Raw genomic sequence first — 16,672 nt, 5'->3', positions numbered from 1 at the left:
TTGACGGTAAACCGGCGCGACACTAGCAGATAGGGGGGATTGGGGCAAATGAGGGGAGTGTTTTGCGCGGGGGGTGTCACTCCTCCTCCTGATTGATTTGATAGCGCGTACTGCGACCCCCTCCGGGCAGTCGAACCAGGCAGTTTCGTTCCAAAAGATCGGCCAAGTGGCGAGTCGCTGTGGCCTTGGATACTTTCGCGACCGCCTGATACTGGGCAGCGCTGATGCCATTCTCAAACCCTCTGTCACCGCCGTCGAGCAAGCGATTCAAGACTTTGATCTGCTCGGCAGACAGCGCCAGGTCACGATGCTGTTGCCAGAAACGGGCCTTGACCAACACCCGATCAATTCGCGCCATGGCTTGCTGCAGGCTGCGCAACAGGGTTTGCAGGAACCACTCAAGCCAATTGGTCACATCCAACGTGGCTTTTTGACTGGTTTCCAGTGCTCGGTAATAACCGGCACGGTCCTCCAGGATGCTCGCGGACATGGCATAAAAACGAATGGCTTGATGCTCTGCCTGAGCAAGCGCCAGGTCAGTAATCGCCCGGGTCAGACGACCGTTGCCATCATCAAAGGGATGCAGCGTGACGAACCAGAAATGTGCCAGGCCTGCGCGTACTAATGGGTCAAGCTCCGGCTGGTTTCGGCTGGCTTCAAACCATTCAAGAAAGTCATCCAGCGCGTGCTCCAGCCCCTGCCGAGGCGGCGCTTCGAAGTGTACCGTTGGTTGATCAATTCGACCTGATACCACCTGCATTGGCTCATCACCCCGTAGCGCACCCACATTCACGGCGCGTGTGGAAAAGCCTGCTTCCTGTGCAGGAAATAACCATTGATGCCAATTCAATAAACGGGCAAGGGTAAAGGGTTGGGCGAATTGTTGAGTCGCATCCATCATCAATTCAGCCAGGCCTTCGCTGCGCCGACTTACGGGACCGTCTTCTAATGGCTTCAGGCCGAGCCGCTTGGCCAGGGATGAACGTACCGAACCGACATTCAACTGCTCGCCTTCGATGGCTGAGGACGTCAGGATGTTTTGCAACATTGCGTCTAGCTCATTCTGAATGCTGGCTGCATTACTGACCGAGCCAGACATACCCAGCAGCTTGCCCTGCGCCTGGGCACATTCGCGCAACATGGGCGCCAGACGCTCGGGTTGCCAGTGGAAGTGTGGCCAGTCGGGTTGTTGCCAGATCCAGCGAGGGTCGTTCATGGTGAGCGCTCGGGGTGCGTGAGCCGAATAGAGAGATTATTCGGCTCATTTTGTGAGCCGATTATGGGGGCTAATCGGCTCAAGGTCCAGTTTCGACCGAACAACTGCGCAGGCCCAACTCACACAGTCATGATCATCCATATGTACTAGAAAACTGAGTGCATGGTCGGTCACCCAGAAGGGGTACCCAGTAGTTTCAGACAAGATACGAGCAAGGCTCTGCGAGTTGTCTATTTCCCATGCTCTTTGTTCTGTGTCACAAACAATAAAAATTAGTCTATTGCCACATATCTTATCTTGTACCTCTTTCCAGAAAATTGGATTGTGCTCTGTACTCTTAATGTTTAGATAGTTTGGGTCGAGCACATTCATTTTTGCATTAAAGAACTTCTGGCTGAGGTTGCTTATCAGCAGGCTCAGCTCAATCGAGGAAAGCTTCCTACCCTCGACTTCGAGGGCTAATAAGGCTTCGTCTATCTCGCTTTCTAAGTAGCTCATTGTGTTACGCCAATTTTGGAACGGCTAACCGGAAGTAGCTCAAGCAATATATGGCCTCTTTTTGCTCCACCATCACCTCTTTTTCCAGATGTCTGATAGCCAATATGGGGCGAGCTTGGGCCATCTGTGCTGGGAACGAGTTGTGGATTATCGATATTCACTTCTGCACCTTTCCTCGGGCCGGTCAGTACACGCCACTCGGTGGGGAATGATTTTCCATACTGATCCTTTCCCCATTTGGTTACGGTGTAACCATCCTTTGGTGCGCCAGCCCTTCGAAAGGCCTCACCCAATCCTTTGTTCATTTGCTGGTAGGAGTCACCTTTTTCTTTTCTCCAGTCAATATCCACATCAGAGTTGAATTTCCATGTTCCTCCGGCCACCGGTTGGGGGCAGTCTGAACGAATGCACGCGAGCCCCAACGGATCCACCCACCCCGTCGGGTTGGGCACGTATTGGTATCCGTTCAGTCCACCCGCCAGTTTTACCGGGTCGGGGGTCAGGTAGCGGCCGTTGTCCGGATTGTAGTAGCGATGGCGGTTGTAGTGCAGCCCGCTTTCCTGGTCGAAATACTGGCCCTGGAAACGCAACGGGTTGGTGACGGTGTTGATATCGAGCCGGGCGATTTGGCCGTACGCTCGGTAATGCGCAGACCAGACGATTTCGCCGTCGGGGTTTGTCAGTTCCTGAGGTGTGCCAAGGTGATCAAGTTGGTAGTGGAAGGCTTTTACGTTGTCCGGCCCAAAGCCTTCCAGCAGTACTAGCGGTCTAAAGCTGTCCGGTTCGTAGACGTAGCTGCGGTGCTGCCCGGCGCTGTGTTCGGCGATCAGCGTGTCGCCTTGCCAGAAGAACTCGGTGGTTTTCTCATCGACGGTTTTGCTGATGCGCCGACCAAACGGGTCGTAGCGGTAACTGGCTTGTCGGCCATCCGGTTGGGTGATGCCGATCAGCCGATGCTGGCAGTCGTAGCGATATTCGGTGACCAGTTGCTGCGCACGCCCACGCCGCTCGCGGATCAGGTTGCCGCGCTTGTCGTAGTCGTACTGGCGACGGTAGTGGTGGTGTTCTTGTTGGGTTAAGGCATGAGCGTGCAGGCGGCCTTGATCATCGTAGTGGTAATGGCTGAGCAGTTGGCCTTGTTGGCGCTGGTGTTCGCGGCCTGATTTGAACAGGTGTGAGGTGAGTGTTTTGCCATTGAGTTCGACGGTAGCGAGGTGGCCGCCTTTGTCGTGCTGAAAGGCCAGGCGATTGTTGTCGGGCAGGCGCAGGTGTTTGAGCTGGCCGCAGTGGTCGTAGCCATAACGCAGCGTGCCCCAGCCCTGATGCTCTGCGGTGAGGCGGTTCTGAAGATCGTATTCGTAGCTGAGGGCCCAGTGACCGTCGTCGACGCTGAGGAGATTGCCGAGGCGGTCGTAGGTGTAATCGACAGCGCTGCCGTCGGGCAGGTTTTTTCGGACAAGGCGCCCGGCGTAGTCTCGCTCGTAGCCGGTGACTAACTGACTGTCGTCATCGCCGTATTCGGTCTTTTCCAGCAAATGGCCGTTGAGGTCGTAGGTGTAAGCGGTGCGCCGACCATCAAAGCCAGTCTCCTGTTGGATCAGGCCATTGGCGTGATAGGCGAGCTGGTAGGTCTCACCGACCTCGTTTTCGATCTCGGTCAGCAGTAACCGCGTGTTGTTGTAGCGGTACTTGAGCTGCGTGCCGTCCGGATTGATCCGACGGCTGATCAGGTGCAATCCGTCGGCGTACTCATAACGCGTCACGCGGCCCAGTTCGTCACGTTCGGCGGTGATTTTTCCGTAGGGGTTGTAGCAGCACCCGATCCATCCCCAATAACGACGGTAAATCCGCTGCATGGCTGACCTTGTCCAGCGCCTGGGAATACCAGGCCCCCACCTGCTGGCGATAGACCGCCAGGCTCTGATGAAAGCCATCCAGCTCATGTTCGATAAAAATGATGTGCGACGATGAAGCAGTCATCCATGACGTCTCTGCAGGAAGGAGGCGTCGGAGTCTGCAGCAGCAAAAGAGGGGTGGGACCAGTGGTCCGGAAAATCAGATTGGGCTTACTTGAAGGGCGTTTTTTTCCGCATCAAATCGCCGTCCATGGCTACACGGAGCGGCGATTCAACTCATTGAATTCTGCGGGTTTGCCTTCCCGCTAGTTAGCCTCTTTCACCGCACTAAGAAACGCACAGGTCCGCTCCTGTTGCGGATGCTCGAAGATCTGCGCCGGTGTGCCCTGCTCGTGAATCTGTCCTTTGTAGAAGAAGCACACACGGTCGGCGAACTCCCGGGCGAAGCCCATCTGATGGGTGACCATCAGCATGGTCAGGTTATGTTCGGTACCCAGCTTGCGAATCACATTCAGCACTTCACCGCACAGCTCCGGGTCGAGGGCCGAGGTCACTTCGTCGAACAGCATGACCTTGGGCCGCATCGCCAACGCCCGGGCAATTGCCACCCGTTGTTGTTGGCCGCCAGACAGTTGCGATGGGTAATGCCCCAGTTTGCTGCCCAGGCCCACCAGTTCCAGCAAGTCTGCCGCTCGTTCACGGGCTTCGGCTGGTTTCATGCCGAGGACTTGTACAGGCGCCTCGATGACGTTTTGCAGCGCCGTCATGTGCGGGAACAGGTTGAAACTCTGAAACACCATGCCGATCTTGCCGCGCACGCGACGGATATGTCGGTCATTGGCCGGCACCAGTACGCCGTTGCGATTAGGCATGTGGGTCAGCAAATCATCTTCGATACGGATCACGCCGTCGTCGATGCCTTCAAGGGTCATCAATACCCGCAGCAGGGTGGATTTTCCTGAGCCGCTGGGGCCGATGATTGCGACCTTTTCTCCCGGCGTGACATCCAGGTTCAAGTGATCGAGCACGGTGAAGCTGCCGTAGCTCTTGGTGACGTCCTGAAAACTGACAATCGGCTTGGCCGGGTCAGGTGTCTGCATGGCCGTGGCCTCCTGCGGTTGCAGCGGTGACGGGTTGTTGCGCTGGAACAGCGCGCTGGATGTCGAAAACAACAGAGAGGTCATTAGCGTAGCTCCAGGCGCGCTTCAAGGCGCCGTACCAGATAAGCCAGGGCGATGCTCAGGGCCAGGAAAAACAGGCCGACCATGGTGATCGGCTCCAGGTAACGGAAGTTCTCGGAACCGATGTTCTTGGCCTGTTGCATGATCTCCACCACGGTAATCGCCGACAGCACCGGCGTGTCCTTGAGCATGGCCACCAAGTAGTTGCCCAGCGGCGGCAGGATCGGCCGCAAGGCCTGGGGCAGGATGATGTTGCGATAGGCGCTGTACGGGGCGATGTTCAGGGCGGTCACCGCCTCCCACTGCGCCCGGGGTACCGCGTCAAGGCCGCCGCGATAGACCTCGGCGATGTAGCAGGCGTAATGCAGGCCAATGCCCAGGATACCCACCTGCATCGCGCTCAGACTGACGCCGTAGTTGGGCAGCACGTAGTACAGGAAATACACCTGGATCAGCAGTGGTGTGCTGCGAATGAACTCAATCACCCCAGTGGCCGGCCATGACAACCAGAGCCGTCGGCTGCGCCGGCCAATCGCCAGGAACAAGCCGAGTACAATGGCGATCAGAAAACCGATCAACGTGATGCCCACTGTATTGAGCGAGGCACGCAGCAGATCGGGAAGGATTTGCCACGCATAACTCCAGTCGAACAACGTCATGACAAACCCCCACGCATCCGCCCGCGCGCCAGACGCCGCTCAAGGCTGCGCATGCCAAGGTTGATGGCCTGGGCCAGGATGAAATACATCAGCAAGGCCAGGCTGAAGATTTCCAGCGTCTGGAACGTGGCCTGGTCCAACTGCCGGGCACGGAAGCTCAGGTCGGACAAGGTGATCAGCGACACCAGCGAGGTATTTTTGAGCAACTCGATCAGCAGGTTGGTCCCCGGCGGGATCGCTGCCAGCAAGGCCTGGGGCAAAATGATCCGGCGAAAGCGCGCGTAGCCGCTGAAGTTCAGTGCCGTGGACGCTTCGTACTGACCCTTGGCCACCGAACTGATCGCCCCGCGCATCACCTCCGCCCCGTAAGCACCAATGTGTAGGCCGAGGCCGACAATGGCCACGCTGTAGGGGCTCAGTTCAAGATTGAACGGCGGCAACGGCAGCACGAAAAACAGCCAGAACAACTGCACCAGCAATGACGTGCCGCGGAACACTTCAATGTAGGCAATGGAAAACCAGCGCAGTGACCGCCAGGGCGACATGCGCCCCAACGCCGCAAGAATCGCCGCGACAATTGCCAACAGCGAACCGAAAAATGTCACCTGGAGCGTGACCCAGGCGCCTTGTATCAACAGCGGAAGTAATTCACCCATGGTTCGACCTGGCCATTCGGATTAAGCAGAAAAATAGGCATCGCGTGTGGCGCCATGCCTGTCCCGACTATTGAGCGCAGAGCTCTGCAGCCGTTTTGCTTGTCACGTTGGATTGGTCGAAACCGAAAGGCGCGACGGCCTTGAGATGCGCTTCGGAGCCCAGCCATTTTTTCAGTTCGGCATTGACCGCATCCCGCAGGTCCTTGTCTTCCGGGCGGAAGGCGAGGGCGCCGTAGCCGATATGCGAAGGGTCATCCTTGAACTCGGTGACCGCTTCGACCTTTTCACCCCCTTTGGCGGCCAGGCCTTTCATGGTCAATTGAGTGCCGACGGCAGCATCGGCACGTCCGGCGCGCACCGCTTGCAGCTGCGCGGTGGTGTCCGGCACTTGCAGGATCTGCGCGTCCTTGACCCCGGAGTCCCGCGCATAAGCCAGGTTCACGGTACCGGCCATGATCGCCAGTTTCACCTCGGGGTTTTTGGCGATGTCTTCATAGCTGTGCAGGTTATGCGGGTTGCCCTTGGCGGTGAGCAGGGCGTCTGGCAGTTGATACTGCGGGTCGGTGAACAGCACCTGTTTGCAGCGGGCCGGGGTGATGTACATGCCGGCGGCAATCACATCGAACCGCCCGGCGCGCAGGCCGGGGATCAACGAGCCCCACTCGGTCAGTACACCATCGACTTGCTTGATGCCCATTTGGGCGAAAATCGCCTTGGCGATTTCCGGTGACTCACCGGTTACCCGACCATCGGTTTCGGTAAATGCAAACGGCGTTTCATTGGCGTAACCGATGCGGATACTGCTGTTTTTCTGGATGGTTTCCAGGGTGGTGGCGGCCTGAGCACTGACGGCCGCGCCAAGCATCGCGCACGTCACAAACAGGTGACGCCATGCAGGGGGAGTACGGAGGGTGGAATTGCTCATCGGTAAAATCTCCTGTTTCTTGTGGACCCGTCGTCGACGGCTCTGTGGTAGGAGGCAGTGTTACAAGAGCAAAGCGTACGAGGGCTGGTTGCAGCGCGCCGGTACAGGTCGATTGGTTTTGTTGTGAGGGTTTGACGAGCAACCCGTGGATCGACCTTGGACCGAGCATACAAAAGCCCCAGCCATCATGGCATTGCACTAGGACAATTGCTTTGTACGGATTCTCGCGGGATGCTGTCCGCACTGGCACTTACGCGGGTTATTAGCACCGATGGATACGTGGAAAGCAGCCTTGAGCATCGCCCGCAGCGGTGAGTCCAAATACAAAATCCTGGTCCAGGCGATTGCTGACGACATCGAGCAAGGCGTGCTCGCCAACGATCAACGCCTGCCGCCGCAACGGCACGTGGCCGATGCCATGGGCATCAGCGTGCAAACGGTCACCAATGCCTACAAGGAGCTGGAGCGTCAGGGCCTGGTGCGGTGCGAAGTCGGGCGTGGCAGCTTTGTCTCACGGCGCATGAGTGACCGGGTGGCGACATACATCCTCGATAGCCCCGAGCGTGCACTGGTGGATTTTTCCATCACGCGCATCCTGCACACCCGTGAACACGACCAATTCTGGCGCGAGACCTGTCGCGAGCTCAGCACCGAAGACGACCAGCCATGGATTCATGCCTTTCGTCCGATTGCCGGTTTCGAGTCCCACCGCGAAGCGGCCATGCATTGGATCGGCCGCCAGGGTCTACGGGTCGAGCGCGATGACATTCTGATCACCAACGGCGCCGCCCACGGCATCTTCCTGGCGTTGGCCTCGCTGGCTGGCCCTGATGATGTGGTGTTGTGTGAAGGGCTCACCGACCATGGCGTAATTGGCAATTCCCAGGTGCTGGGCTTTACCCTCAAGGGACTGGAGACGGATCGCCATGGCATCGACCCGGAGCATTTCGAGGACATGTGCAGCAATGAGCGGATCACCGCACTGGTCTGCACCCCGAACCTGAATAACCCGACCACCAGTCTGATGCCCGACAGCCGTCGCCGCGAGATCGCCGACATAGCCCGGCGTTTCGGCGTGCACATTATCGAGGACGATGTATACGGTCCGCTGCTGGATGAGCAGCGCGCCCCGCCTATCAGTCATTACCTGCCGGAGCTGTCGTTCTATTGCACCAGCATGACCAAGTCAGTGCTCACCGGTTTGCGCATCGGTTACCTGGTGGTACCCAAACGTCTGGCACTGCGCACCGAGAGCATCTTGCGGGTCAACAGCTGGATGGCGACGCCCATGGTGTCGGAGATCGCGGCGCGCTGGATTCGCGACGGTCGCGCCGACACGCTGGTGGCCCTGCAACGCAAACTGCTGGCCGGGCGCCAGGCGATGGTCAGCGAATACCTGGATGAATACCTGCTGGGTCGACATCCTAATGCGTTGAACGCCTGGGTCGGGATACCGTCCCATTGGGAGCTCGACAGCCTGGTGCGGGCGCTGCGCCACAAACATATTGCGGTCACCTCACCCGACCCCTTCACCGTGCGCGGCACCCCGCGGCCCCGGGCCGTGCGTGTGTGTGTCGGTGCCGAATGCAGCGATGAAGAAATGCGCAATGCGCTGATAGGCATGCGCGAGATATTCGGCCAATACCCGCAAATTCATGACTTTTGACCGGACAAAAAAGTTTGTCGGCTAAATTGCCCTAGTACATTCATTGCGACAATCCAGCCCTCTTAGACTGCGCCCAACATCCCTGTGGGAAGCGGTCATGCCAAGGTTGCAGCTAAACGATATTTACCTCGCGCGTCAGCGGATTGAATCGCAGGTGCGACGTACCGCCATGGAGTATTCGCCGAGCCTTTCTCAACGAATGGGCGTGGCGGTGTACCTCAAGCTTGAATCCCAGCAAATCACTGGCAGCTTCAAATTACGCGGTGCGAGCAACGCCGTGGCGCAACTGGATACCGAGCAAAAGGCGCGTGGCGTGGTGGCGGCCTCCACGGGTAATCACGGCCGCGCCCTGGCTTACGCCGCGTCCCGCCAAGGGGTCAGGGCCACCATTTGCTTGTCGCAGTTGGTGCCGGCGAACAAGGTCCAGGCGATTCGTGAGCTGGGTGCTCAGGTGTGCATCGTCGGCCACTCTCAGGATGATGCCCAGCGTGAAGCCGAGCGGATTGCCAGTGAGCAAGGCGCGACCCTGCTGCCACCGTTCGATCACCCGGCGATCATTGCCGGGCAGGGCACCCTGGGCCTGGAAATCCTTGAACAACAGCCCGATGTGGCGCAAGTCCTTGTGCCGTTATCCGGCGGCGGGTTGTTCGCCGGCGTCGCGCTGGCGATCAAAAGCGCCAGCCCGCAGGTCGTCACCCACGCTATCAGTATGCAGCGGGGTGCAGCCATGCAGGCCAGCCTTGCGGCCGGTCATCCAGTGGAAGTCGAAGAGCGGACGACCCTCGCCGACTCCCTGGGGGGCGGCATCGGCCTGGACAATCGCTACACCTTCAGCATGACCCGCGATCTTTGCGATCACCTGCACTTGCTCAGCGAAGCCTCCATCGCCAACGCCCTGCGCCACGCCTATCACCATGAGCGACTGGTACTGGAAGGCGCGGCGGTGGTGGGTATCGCCGCGTTGCTCGATGGCTTGATCGAAGCCCGTGGGCCGATCGTGGTGGTGGTCAGTGGTCGCAACGTTGATAGCGATCAACACCTGCGCGTGCTCAATGGCCTGGATGCGTAAATCACAACAATAACGAATGGGAGCGCCCTGTTGATGAGTCAAGTCACGCTGTTGAACGAAGCCGATCTGCGCGCCTGCGTGGCCCTGGACTTACCCAGTATTGAAGCCATCGAACAGGCTTTCGTGCTGCTGGCCACGGCGGCCGTCGCGATGCCGCCCATTCTGCGCCTGGATATCCCTGAGCATAACGGTGAAGTGGACGTGAAGACGGCGTACCTGCCGGGTCTCGCGCGGTTTGCGATCAAGGTGAGCCCAGGGTTTTTCGACAATCCCGCACTCGGCCTGCCGAGCCTTAACGGCATGATGATGCTGTTGTCGGCCCGCACCGGCTTGCTGGAGGCGCTGTTGCTGGATAACGGTTACCTGACGGCCGTGCGTACGGCTGCTGCCGGTGCGGTAGCGGCGCGTTTATTATCGCGGCCCGACAGTCGCAGCGTGGCGCTGATTGGCGCCGGTGAGCAGGCGGCGTTGCAATTGCAGGCGCTGCGCCTGGTGCGACCGATTGAACAGGTTCGCGTGTGGGCACGGGACAGCACCAAGGCGCAGGACTTTTGCGCCGATCTGTTACGTAGCAGCGGCCTGGTGGTCATTGCATGCGCGAGCATCGACGAGGCCCTGGCCGACGTGGACATCGCCATCACTTGTACCCCCAGCCGCGAGCCCTTGATCCAGGCCCGCCACTTGCACCCCGGGCTGCATATCACCGCCATGGGTTCCGATGCCGAACACAAAAACGAGATCGCCCCCCAGGCCCTGGCCAGGGTCGACCGTTATGTGGCGGATCGCTTGAGCCAGACCCGCATTCTCGGCGAGCTGCACCACGCCTTGGTGGCTGGTATTGCGCTCGACGAATCGCGCCTGGCGGAACTGGGCCAGGTACTGGCAGGCCAGCGTCCCGGCCGTAGCGATGCTGCGCAAATTACCCTGTGCGACCTGACCGGCACCGGCGCCCAGGACACGGCTATGGCCAACCTGGCGTTCGAGCGTGCGTGTTCGGCCGGCAAGGGTTTTCAGTTTTCCAGCTGATTCACTTCATCCGTGCGTTATTGATCAGAGGGCATGTGCATGTCTCAGATAGTCGTCAATCTACCGTTCGAGCGAGCGGAATACGCCCAGCGCCTGGCCAAGGTCCGGCGGGCCATGCAAGGGCAGGGCATTGAGCTGCTGGTGGTCACTGACCCGTCCAACATGGCCTGGCTGACGGGCTACGATGGTTGGTCGTTCTATGTGCACCAGTGTGTGTTACTGGCCCTCGACGGCGAACCGGTGTGGTTCGGACGCGGCCAGGACGCCAACGGTGCCAAGCGCACGGTGTTTATGCAGCACGAGAACATCGTCGGCTACCCGGACATCTACGTGCAGTCCCGTGAGCGTCACCCCATGGACTATCTGTCGCGGGAAGTCATCAGTGCTCGAGGCTGGGACACGCTGAATATCGGCGTGGAAATGGACAATTACTACTTCAGCGCCGCCGCCTACCTGTCGCTGCAAAAACACCTGCCGCACGCCACCTTGCTCGACGCGGCGGGGCTGGTGAACTGGCAGCGGGCGATCAAGTCCCCTCAGGAAATTGCCTACATGCGCATCGCCGCGCGCATTGTCGAAAACATGCACGGGCGCATCCTCGAGCGCATCGAACCGGGCATGCGCAAAAACGAACTGGTGGCCGAAATCTACAGCAGCGGCATTCTCGGTGCCGATGGCCACGGTGGTGATTACCCGGCTATCGTGCCGCTGTTGCCCACCGGCGCCGACGCCAGCGCGCCCCACCTGACCTGGGACGATACGCCGTTCGAAAAAGGCGCCGGTACCTTCTTCGAAATTGCCGGTTGCTACAAACGTTATCACTGCCCATTGTCGCGCACGATCTACCTGGGCAAGCCGCCACAGCACTTTATCGAAGGCGAAAAAGCCGTGGTCGAAGGTATTGCCGCCGGCCTTGATGCCGCGAAGCCGGGCAACACCACCGGCGACATCGCCGTGGCGTTTTTCAAGGTGCTGGAGAAGTTCGGCATCCACAAGGACAGCCGTTGCGGTTACCCGATCGGCATCAGTTATCCACCGGATTGGGGCGAGCGCACCATGAGCCTGCGCCCTGGCGACACCAGTGTGTTGCAGCCGGGCATGACCTTTCACTTCATGCCGGGGTTGTGGATGGACGATTGGGGTCTGGAAATCACCGAAAGTATCCTGATCACCGAGACCGGCGTCGAGACGCTGTGCAACGTGCCACGCCAACTGTTCGTCAAGGATTGAACCATGAGCGACCTGCCTGACAACCCGATCAGCGCCACCGTGGATTTCAGTCGCGACGGCGTGCAGCACGGTTTTTTCAAACTGCCTTATTCCCGGGACGATTCGGCCTGGGGCGCGGTGATGATTCCCGTCACCGTGATCCAGCGTGGCCGGGGGCCGACCGCGCTACTCACCGGCGGTAACCACGGTGATGAATATGAAGGCCCAGTCGCCCTGAGCAAATTGGCCCAAGGCTTGAGCGCGGCTGACGTCAGTGGCCGGCTGATCATTGTGCCGTTCATGAACACCCCGGCCTTTCATGCCGGGCGGCGTACTTCACCTATCGATAAAGGCAATCTCAATCGCAGCTTTCCCGGCAAGCCGGACGGCACCGTGACCGAAAAAATCGCCGACTATTTCACCCGTACATTGTTGCCGCTGGCCGATATCGTGCTGGACATTCACTCGGGTGGCCGCACCCTGGATTTCCTGCCGTTCGCCGCCTGCCACGTGCTGCCCGATAAACAGCAGCAGGCCCAATGCGAAGCCGGCATGCGCGCCTTCAATGCGCCCTACAGCATGCGCATGCTGGAACTGGATGCCGGCGCGATGTACGACACCGCCGCCGAGAACCAGGGCAAGGTTTTTGTGACGACCGAACTGGGTGGCGGTGGCTCGTCCACGGCGCACAGCGTGGCGATTGCAGAGCGCGGCGTGCGTAACCTGTTGGTACATGCCGGAATTCTTCAGGGTGAGGTCGAGCACCGGGAATCCACGATGCTCGATATGCCCGATGCCAATTGTTTTATCGCCAGTGAGCACGACGGCTTGCTGGAGATGTGCCGGGACCTGGGCGACATCGTAACCCGGGGCGAGGTGATCGCTCGGGTGTATGACGCCACCCGCAGCGGTGTCGCGCCGGTGGAGTACCGCGCGGCGCGCGGTGGTTTATTGGCTGCACGGCATTTCCCGGGGTTGGTACAGCGAGGGGATACGGTGGCGGTTATCGCCGAAGTGCTGACCTGAAACGTAATCGTTCTGGAGACCCACGGCCATGCACAAACTCGACCGCTATGACCTGAAAATCCTGCGCATCCTTTCTGAGGATGGGCGCATCACCAAGTCGAGCCTGGCCGAGGCCATCAACCTGTCGGTGACCCCGGCCTGGGAGCGCGTGCGCAAACTGGAGGCGCTGGGCCTGATCAAAGGCTACCGTGCCCAGGTCGACTGGAACGCCGTGTTCAAAAGCCAGCAAGTACTGGTGGAAATCACCCTGGCTCGCCACACGGCCCAGGACATGCGGCGTTTCGAGCAGCGCATGGGCGAGGCTATTGAAGTTGCCTTCTGCTATGCCACCGGCGGGGGGGTTGATTACATGGCCATGATCCAGGCCCCGGATATTGATCACTACCAGCGCTTCATCGACCAACTGCTGCTGGACGATCTGGGCATCGAGCGCTATTTCACCTACATCGTCACCAAGACCATTAAGACGGCAGGGGCCTTGCCGGCCGAGGTCATGCAAGCGACACGTTAGGTGACGGACATGCGCCTTCGCGAGCAAGCCCGCGCCTACCTGTTTGATTCTCTGCGGGCTTGAATCCGGTATTGGTTTCGCACCGCAAAAACCGCCGATTAACCGCAGCCATTCAGGAAAAACCACCTGCCACACCCCGCCAAACCCCAAATTACTGCAGTCTGCCTGCCCTAGCATGGTTCCACGCCAAAGGTTTGGAGCGCGAGCCATGACATACAAACATCCCCTGTTGTTCAAAGCACTGTGCTACGTCGACGGTCATTGGGTTCACAGCGACAGCGGCCATAGTGTCGCGGTGCATAACCCCGCCAACCAGCAACTGATCGGCCACGTACCGCTGCTGGACCCGCTGCAAATCACCGCCGCAGTCGACGCCGCGCACCGCGCCTTTGCCCGTTGGCGCCAACACAGCCTCGATGCCCGCGCCACGATCCTGCGACGCTGGGCAACGCTGATTCTCGAGCACCAAGAAGACCTGGCCCGCATCCTCAGCCAAGAGCAAGGCAAATCCCTGGCCGAGGCCCGTGGCGAAATCGCCTATGCGGCCAGCTTTATCCCCTGGTTCGCCGAAGAAGCCCGGCGTCTCTACGGGCAGAACATTCCCAGCCACATCCCCGGCGCGCACCTGGGCACGCTCAAGGAACCGGTCGGCGTCTGCGCGCTGCTGACGCCGTGGAATTTCCCTTCAGCGATGATCACCCGCAAAGCCGCTGCTGCGCTGGCTGCCGGTTGCACCGTGGTGATCAAACCGGCCCATGAAACCCCGTATTCCGCCCTGGCCTTGGCCCAACTGGCCGAAGAGGCAGGTTTTCCGGCCGGGGTTTTCAATGTGGTGTTGGGCGAGCCGCAGATGACCATGCAAACCCTGGTTCAGGACATCCGCGTGCGCTCCGTCAGCTTTACGGGCTCCACACGTGTCGGCAAGCTGGTGCTGCAAGCGGCGGCCCAGGACGTGAAAAAGGTCGCCTTGGAACTGGGCGGCAATGCGCCCTTCATTGTTTGTGCCGATGCCGACCTGGAACTGGCGGTGAGCGTCGCCGTGCAGGCCAAGTTCCAGACCTCCGGCCAGGACTGCTGCGCCGCCAACCGAATTCTGGTTGACCGTTCGATCTACCCGGCTTTCCTCAGCCGTTTTGCCGCCGCGGTACGTGACCTGCGGGTCGGGCCGGCGTTGCTGGGCGGGCAAGAACAAGACGTCGATGTTGGCCCGCTGATGCACCAGGCGGCCTTCGACGCGACCGCCGAGCGTGTGGCCGACGCGCTGCATCTGGGCGCCCAACGCTTGGTGGGCGGTGAAGCTCACGCTCTGGGTGGGCTGTTCTACCAGCCCACCGTGCTGGCCGACGTCACGCCACAGATGCGCATCTACCGCGAAGAAAACTTTGCCCCCATCGCTGGCGTCATGCCGTTCGACACCCTGGAGCAGGCCATCGAACTGGCCAACGACACCGAATACGGCCTGGCTGCCTATATTTGTTCCAATCGCCTGGATCTGATTTACCCGCTGATCCGCCGACTCGACCACGCGATGGTGGCTGTCAACGGCGTCAAATTCACGGGGCACCCGATCCCCTTCGGTGGCATGAAAGCCTCCGGTCTGGGCCGTGAAGGCGGCACCGAAGGCTTCGAAGCCTTTGTCGAAACCAAATACTTTTGCCTGCACCACCAAGGCCAGTTCTAAGGAGATCCGCCATGAGCCACGCCCTCGAAACCCTGTTCGAACAAGACCGCGCACACTTCATGCACCCCTCGACCCACGCCCATGAGCATGCCAGTGGCGCACTCAAGGGACGCATCATCAAAAGTGCCTCCGGCATCCGCATCCGTGACCACGAAGGCCGCGAATTCATCGACGCCTTCGCCGGCCTGTATTGCGTCAACATCGGCTACGGCCGCACCGAAGTCGCCGAGGCCATCTACAAACAAGCCAAAGAACTGGCCTACTACCACACCTATGTCGGCCACTCGAGCGAGGCCATCATCGAACTGTCCAGCCGCATCATGGACTGGGCGCCCGAAGGCATGAAAAAGGTCTACTACGGGTTGTCCGGCTCCGACGCCAACGAAACCCAGATCAAACTGGTGCGTTACTACAACAACGTCCTGGGCCGCCCGCAGAAGAAGAAAATCATCTCCCGCGACCGTGGCTACCACGGCTCAGGAATCATGACCGGCAGCCTCACGGGGTTGGCCGCTTTCCATCAGCACTTCGACCTGCCGGAACAAGGCATCTTGCACACCGTCTGCCCGCACTGGTACCGCAAGGCGCCTGCCGGCATGGACGAAGCGACATTCGTGCGCTACTGCGCTGATGAACTGGAAAAAATGATCCTCGCCGAGGGCCCCGACACCGTCGCTGCTTTCATCGGCGAACCGCTGATGGGCACTGGCGGCATCATTGTTCCTCCGACGGGCTACTGGGCCGCGATCCAGGCCGTGCTCACTAAATACGACGTGCTATTGATTGCCGACGAAGTGGTCTGCGCGTTCGGCCGCCTGGGTTCAAAAATGGGCAGCCAGCGCTACGGCATGCGCCCCGACCTGATCACCACCGCCAAAGGCCTGACCAGCGCCTATGCGCCCTTGTCGGCCGTGATCATTGGCGAAAAAGTCTGGAGCGTGATTGAAAAAGCTTCTGAGGCTGAAGGCGCTATGGGTCACGGCTGGACCTACTCCGGCCACCCGATCTGTGCGGCTGCCGCCTTGGCGAACCTTGACATCCTGGAGCGCGAAAACCTCACCGCCAATGCCGATAAAGTTGGCAGCTACCTTAACCGCCGCCTGCGGGAAGCTCTCGAAGGCCACCCGTTAGTCGGTGAAGTGCGCGGAGACGGCATGCTCGCCGCTGTCGAGTTCATGGCCGACCGCGAACAGCGCACACCGTTTGATGCTGCGCTGAAAGTCGGCCCCAAAGTTTCCGCTGCCTGCCTGGAGCGGGGCATGATCGCCCGTGCAATGCCCCACGGCGACATACTGGGTTTCGCCCCACCGCTGGTGCTGACGGAGGAAGAAGCGGACTTGATGGTTGATATCACCAAGGGGGCGATTGATCAGGTGGCCAGCGAGGTTCTTGGCTAGACAAGCACTTTCCCAAATCAAAATGTAGGAGCGGTTGACCTGTATATGGCTGCCTTTCGTGTAGCGGTGAAAAGTCAGCCTTGCTCTGCTCTTTGG

15 protein-coding genes and 1 pseudogene are annotated in these 16,672 nt (G+C 59.7%); 8 read left to right on the top strand and 8 right to left on the bottom strand.

Annotated elements, in window-relative coordinates:
* Positions 1–76 precede the first annotated feature (76 nt).
* The 8 genes and pseudogenes from J7E41_RS04330 to ehuB form a co-directional block, all read right to left on the bottom strand.
* Complete coding sequence (locus J7E41_RS04330) at positions 77–1,216, bottom strand: Fic family protein (protein WP_214990390.1); 1,140 nt, start codon at positions 1,214–1,216, stop codon at positions 77–79.
* A gap of 45 nt (positions 1,217–1,261) precedes the next feature.
* Complete coding sequence (locus J7E41_RS04325) at positions 1,262–1,714, bottom strand: hypothetical protein (RefSeq protein ID WP_214990388.1); 453 nt, start codon at positions 1,712–1,714, stop codon at positions 1,262–1,264.
* Positions 1,711–3,525, bottom strand: a pseudogene (locus J7E41_RS04320) (RHS repeat-associated core domain-containing protein); the annotation flags it as partial. The gene J7E41_RS04325 and the pseudogene J7E41_RS04320, both read right to left, overlap by 4 nt.
* Positions 3,491–3,694 carry a hypothetical protein gene (locus J7E41_RS04315; RefSeq protein WP_214990384.1) on the bottom strand — a complete coding sequence of 68 codons (204 nt, stop codon included), beginning with the start codon at positions 3,692–3,694 and terminating at the stop codon, positions 3,491–3,493. The pseudogene J7E41_RS04320 and the gene J7E41_RS04315, both read right to left, overlap by 35 nt.
* Positions 3,695–3,875: 181 nt before the next feature.
* Positions 3,876–4,670, bottom strand: coding sequence for an ectoine/hydroxyectoine ABC transporter ATP-binding protein EhuA (gene ehuA, locus J7E41_RS04310; RefSeq protein ID WP_214990509.1), 795 nt, complete (start codon positions 4,668–4,670; stop codon positions 3,876–3,878).
* An 83-nt stretch (positions 4,671–4,753) separates the two neighbouring features.
* Positions 4,754–5,410, bottom strand: coding sequence for an ectoine/hydroxyectoine ABC transporter permease subunit EhuD (ehuD, locus tag J7E41_RS04305; protein ID WP_214990382.1), 657 nt, complete (start codon positions 5,408–5,410; stop codon positions 4,754–4,756).
* Positions 5,407–6,066, bottom strand: a complete 660-nt coding sequence (gene ehuC, locus J7E41_RS04300; protein ID WP_214990380.1) for an ectoine/hydroxyectoine ABC transporter permease subunit EhuC — start codon at positions 6,064–6,066, stop codon at positions 5,407–5,409. Before ehuC ends, ehuD begins: the two co-directional genes overlap by 4 nt.
* A gap of 67 nt (positions 6,067–6,133) precedes the next feature.
* On the bottom strand, positions 6,134–6,991 hold the full coding sequence (ehuB, locus tag J7E41_RS04295) for an ectoine/hydroxyectoine ABC transporter substrate-binding protein EhuB (RefSeq protein ID WP_214990378.1): 858 nt from the start codon (positions 6,989–6,991) through the stop codon (positions 6,134–6,136).
* A 271-nt stretch (positions 6,992–7,262) separates the two neighbouring features.
* On the opposite strand from ehuB, the gene J7E41_RS04290 reads away from it, so the two are divergent.
* From J7E41_RS04290 to J7E41_RS04255, 8 genes are all read left to right on the top strand, one after another.
* A complete protein-coding gene (locus tag J7E41_RS04290) occupies positions 7,263–8,657 on the top strand; it encodes a PLP-dependent aminotransferase family protein (protein WP_214990376.1) in 1,395 nt (464 codons plus the stop codon).
* Positions 8,658–8,754: 97 nt separating this feature from the next.
* On the top strand, positions 8,755–9,726 hold the full coding sequence (gene eutB / locus J7E41_RS04285; RefSeq protein WP_214990374.1) for a hydroxyectoine utilization dehydratase EutB: 972 nt from the start codon (positions 8,755–8,757) through the stop codon (positions 9,724–9,726).
* A gap of 33 nt (positions 9,727–9,759) precedes the next feature.
* The gene (locus J7E41_RS04280) at positions 9,760–10,752 is read left to right on the top strand and encodes a cyclodeaminase (RefSeq protein WP_214990372.1); all 993 of its coding nucleotides are present in this window, start codon (positions 9,760–9,762) and stop codon (positions 10,750–10,752) included.
* A 39-nt stretch (positions 10,753–10,791) separates the two neighbouring features.
* Positions 10,792–11,982, top strand: coding sequence for an ectoine hydrolase DoeA (doeA, locus tag J7E41_RS04275; protein ID WP_214990370.1), 1,191 nt, complete (start codon positions 10,792–10,794; stop codon positions 11,980–11,982).
* Between the two features lie 3 nt (positions 11,983–11,985).
* Positions 11,986–12,987 carry a N(2)-acetyl-L-2,4-diaminobutanoate deacetylase DoeB gene (gene doeB / locus J7E41_RS04270; RefSeq protein WP_214990368.1) on the top strand — a complete coding sequence of 334 codons (1,002 nt, stop codon included), beginning with the start codon at positions 11,986–11,988 and terminating at the stop codon, positions 12,985–12,987.
* 28 nt (positions 12,988–13,015) lie between these two features.
* On the top strand, positions 13,016–13,498 hold the full coding sequence (locus J7E41_RS04265; RefSeq protein WP_214990366.1) for an Lrp/AsnC family transcriptional regulator: 483 nt from the start codon (positions 13,016–13,018) through the stop codon (positions 13,496–13,498).
* 208 nt (positions 13,499–13,706) lie between these two features.
* The gene (locus J7E41_RS04260) at positions 13,707–15,179 is read left to right on the top strand and encodes an NAD-dependent succinate-semialdehyde dehydrogenase (RefSeq protein WP_214990365.1); all 1,473 of its coding nucleotides are present in this window, start codon (positions 13,707–13,709) and stop codon (positions 15,177–15,179) included.
* Between the two features lie 11 nt (positions 15,180–15,190).
* Positions 15,191–16,576, top strand: a complete 1,386-nt coding sequence (locus J7E41_RS04255; protein WP_214990363.1) for an aspartate aminotransferase family protein — start codon at positions 15,191–15,193, stop codon at positions 16,574–16,576.
* The last annotated feature ends 96 nt before the right edge of the window (positions 16,577–16,672 follow it).

The sequence above is a fragment of the Pseudomonas fluorescens genome, assembly GCF_018614655.1.
Taxonomy (GTDB): domain Bacteria; phylum Pseudomonadota; class Gammaproteobacteria; order Pseudomonadales; family Pseudomonadaceae; genus Aquipseudomonas; species Aquipseudomonas fluorescens_BX.
This window is presented reverse-complemented; position numbering and strand designations above follow the sequence as displayed.

Coding starts and splice junctions, on each gene's coding strand:
- ehuB (WP_214990378.1), bottom strand. CDS start 6,991: ATGAGCAATTCCACCCTCCGTACTCCCCCTGCATGGCGTCACCTGTTT.
- doeB (WP_214990368.1), top strand. CDS start 11,986: ATGAGCGACCTGCCTGACAACCCGATCAGCGCCACCGTGGATTTCAGT.
- eutB (WP_214990374.1), top strand. CDS start 8,755: ATGCCAAGGTTGCAGCTAAACGATATTTACCTCGCGCGTCAGCGGATT.
- ehuA (WP_214990509.1), bottom strand. CDS start 4,670: ATGCAGACACCTGACCCGGCCAAGCCGATTGTCAGTTTTCAGGACGTC.
- doeA (WP_214990370.1), top strand. CDS start 10,792: ATGTCTCAGATAGTCGTCAATCTACCGTTCGAGCGAGCGGAATACGCC.
- J7E41_RS04315 (WP_214990384.1), bottom strand. CDS start 3,694: ATGACTGCTTCATCGTCGCACATCATTTTTATCGAACATGAGCTGGAT.
- ehuC (WP_214990380.1), bottom strand. CDS start 6,066: ATGGGTGAATTACTTCCGCTGTTGATACAAGGCGCCTGGGTCACGCTC.
- J7E41_RS04330 (WP_214990390.1), bottom strand. CDS start 1,216: ATGAACGACCCTCGCTGGATCTGGCAACAACCCGACTGGCCACACTTC.
- J7E41_RS04325 (WP_214990388.1), bottom strand. CDS start 1,714: ATGAGCTACTTAGAAAGCGAGATAGACGAAGCCTTATTAGCCCTCGAA.
- J7E41_RS04265 (WP_214990366.1), top strand. CDS start 13,016: ATGCACAAACTCGACCGCTATGACCTGAAAATCCTGCGCATCCTTTCT.
- J7E41_RS04280 (WP_214990372.1), top strand. CDS start 9,760: ATGAGTCAAGTCACGCTGTTGAACGAAGCCGATCTGCGCGCCTGCGTG.
- J7E41_RS04260 (WP_214990365.1), top strand. CDS start 13,707: ATGACATACAAACATCCCCTGTTGTTCAAAGCACTGTGCTACGTCGAC.
- J7E41_RS04255 (WP_214990363.1), top strand. CDS start 15,191: ATGAGCCACGCCCTCGAAACCCTGTTCGAACAAGACCGCGCACACTTC.
- ehuD (WP_214990382.1), bottom strand. CDS start 5,410: ATGACGTTGTTCGACTGGAGTTATGCGTGGCAAATCCTTCCCGATCTG.
- J7E41_RS04290 (WP_214990376.1), top strand. CDS start 7,263: ATGGATACGTGGAAAGCAGCCTTGAGCATCGCCCGCAGCGGTGAGTCC.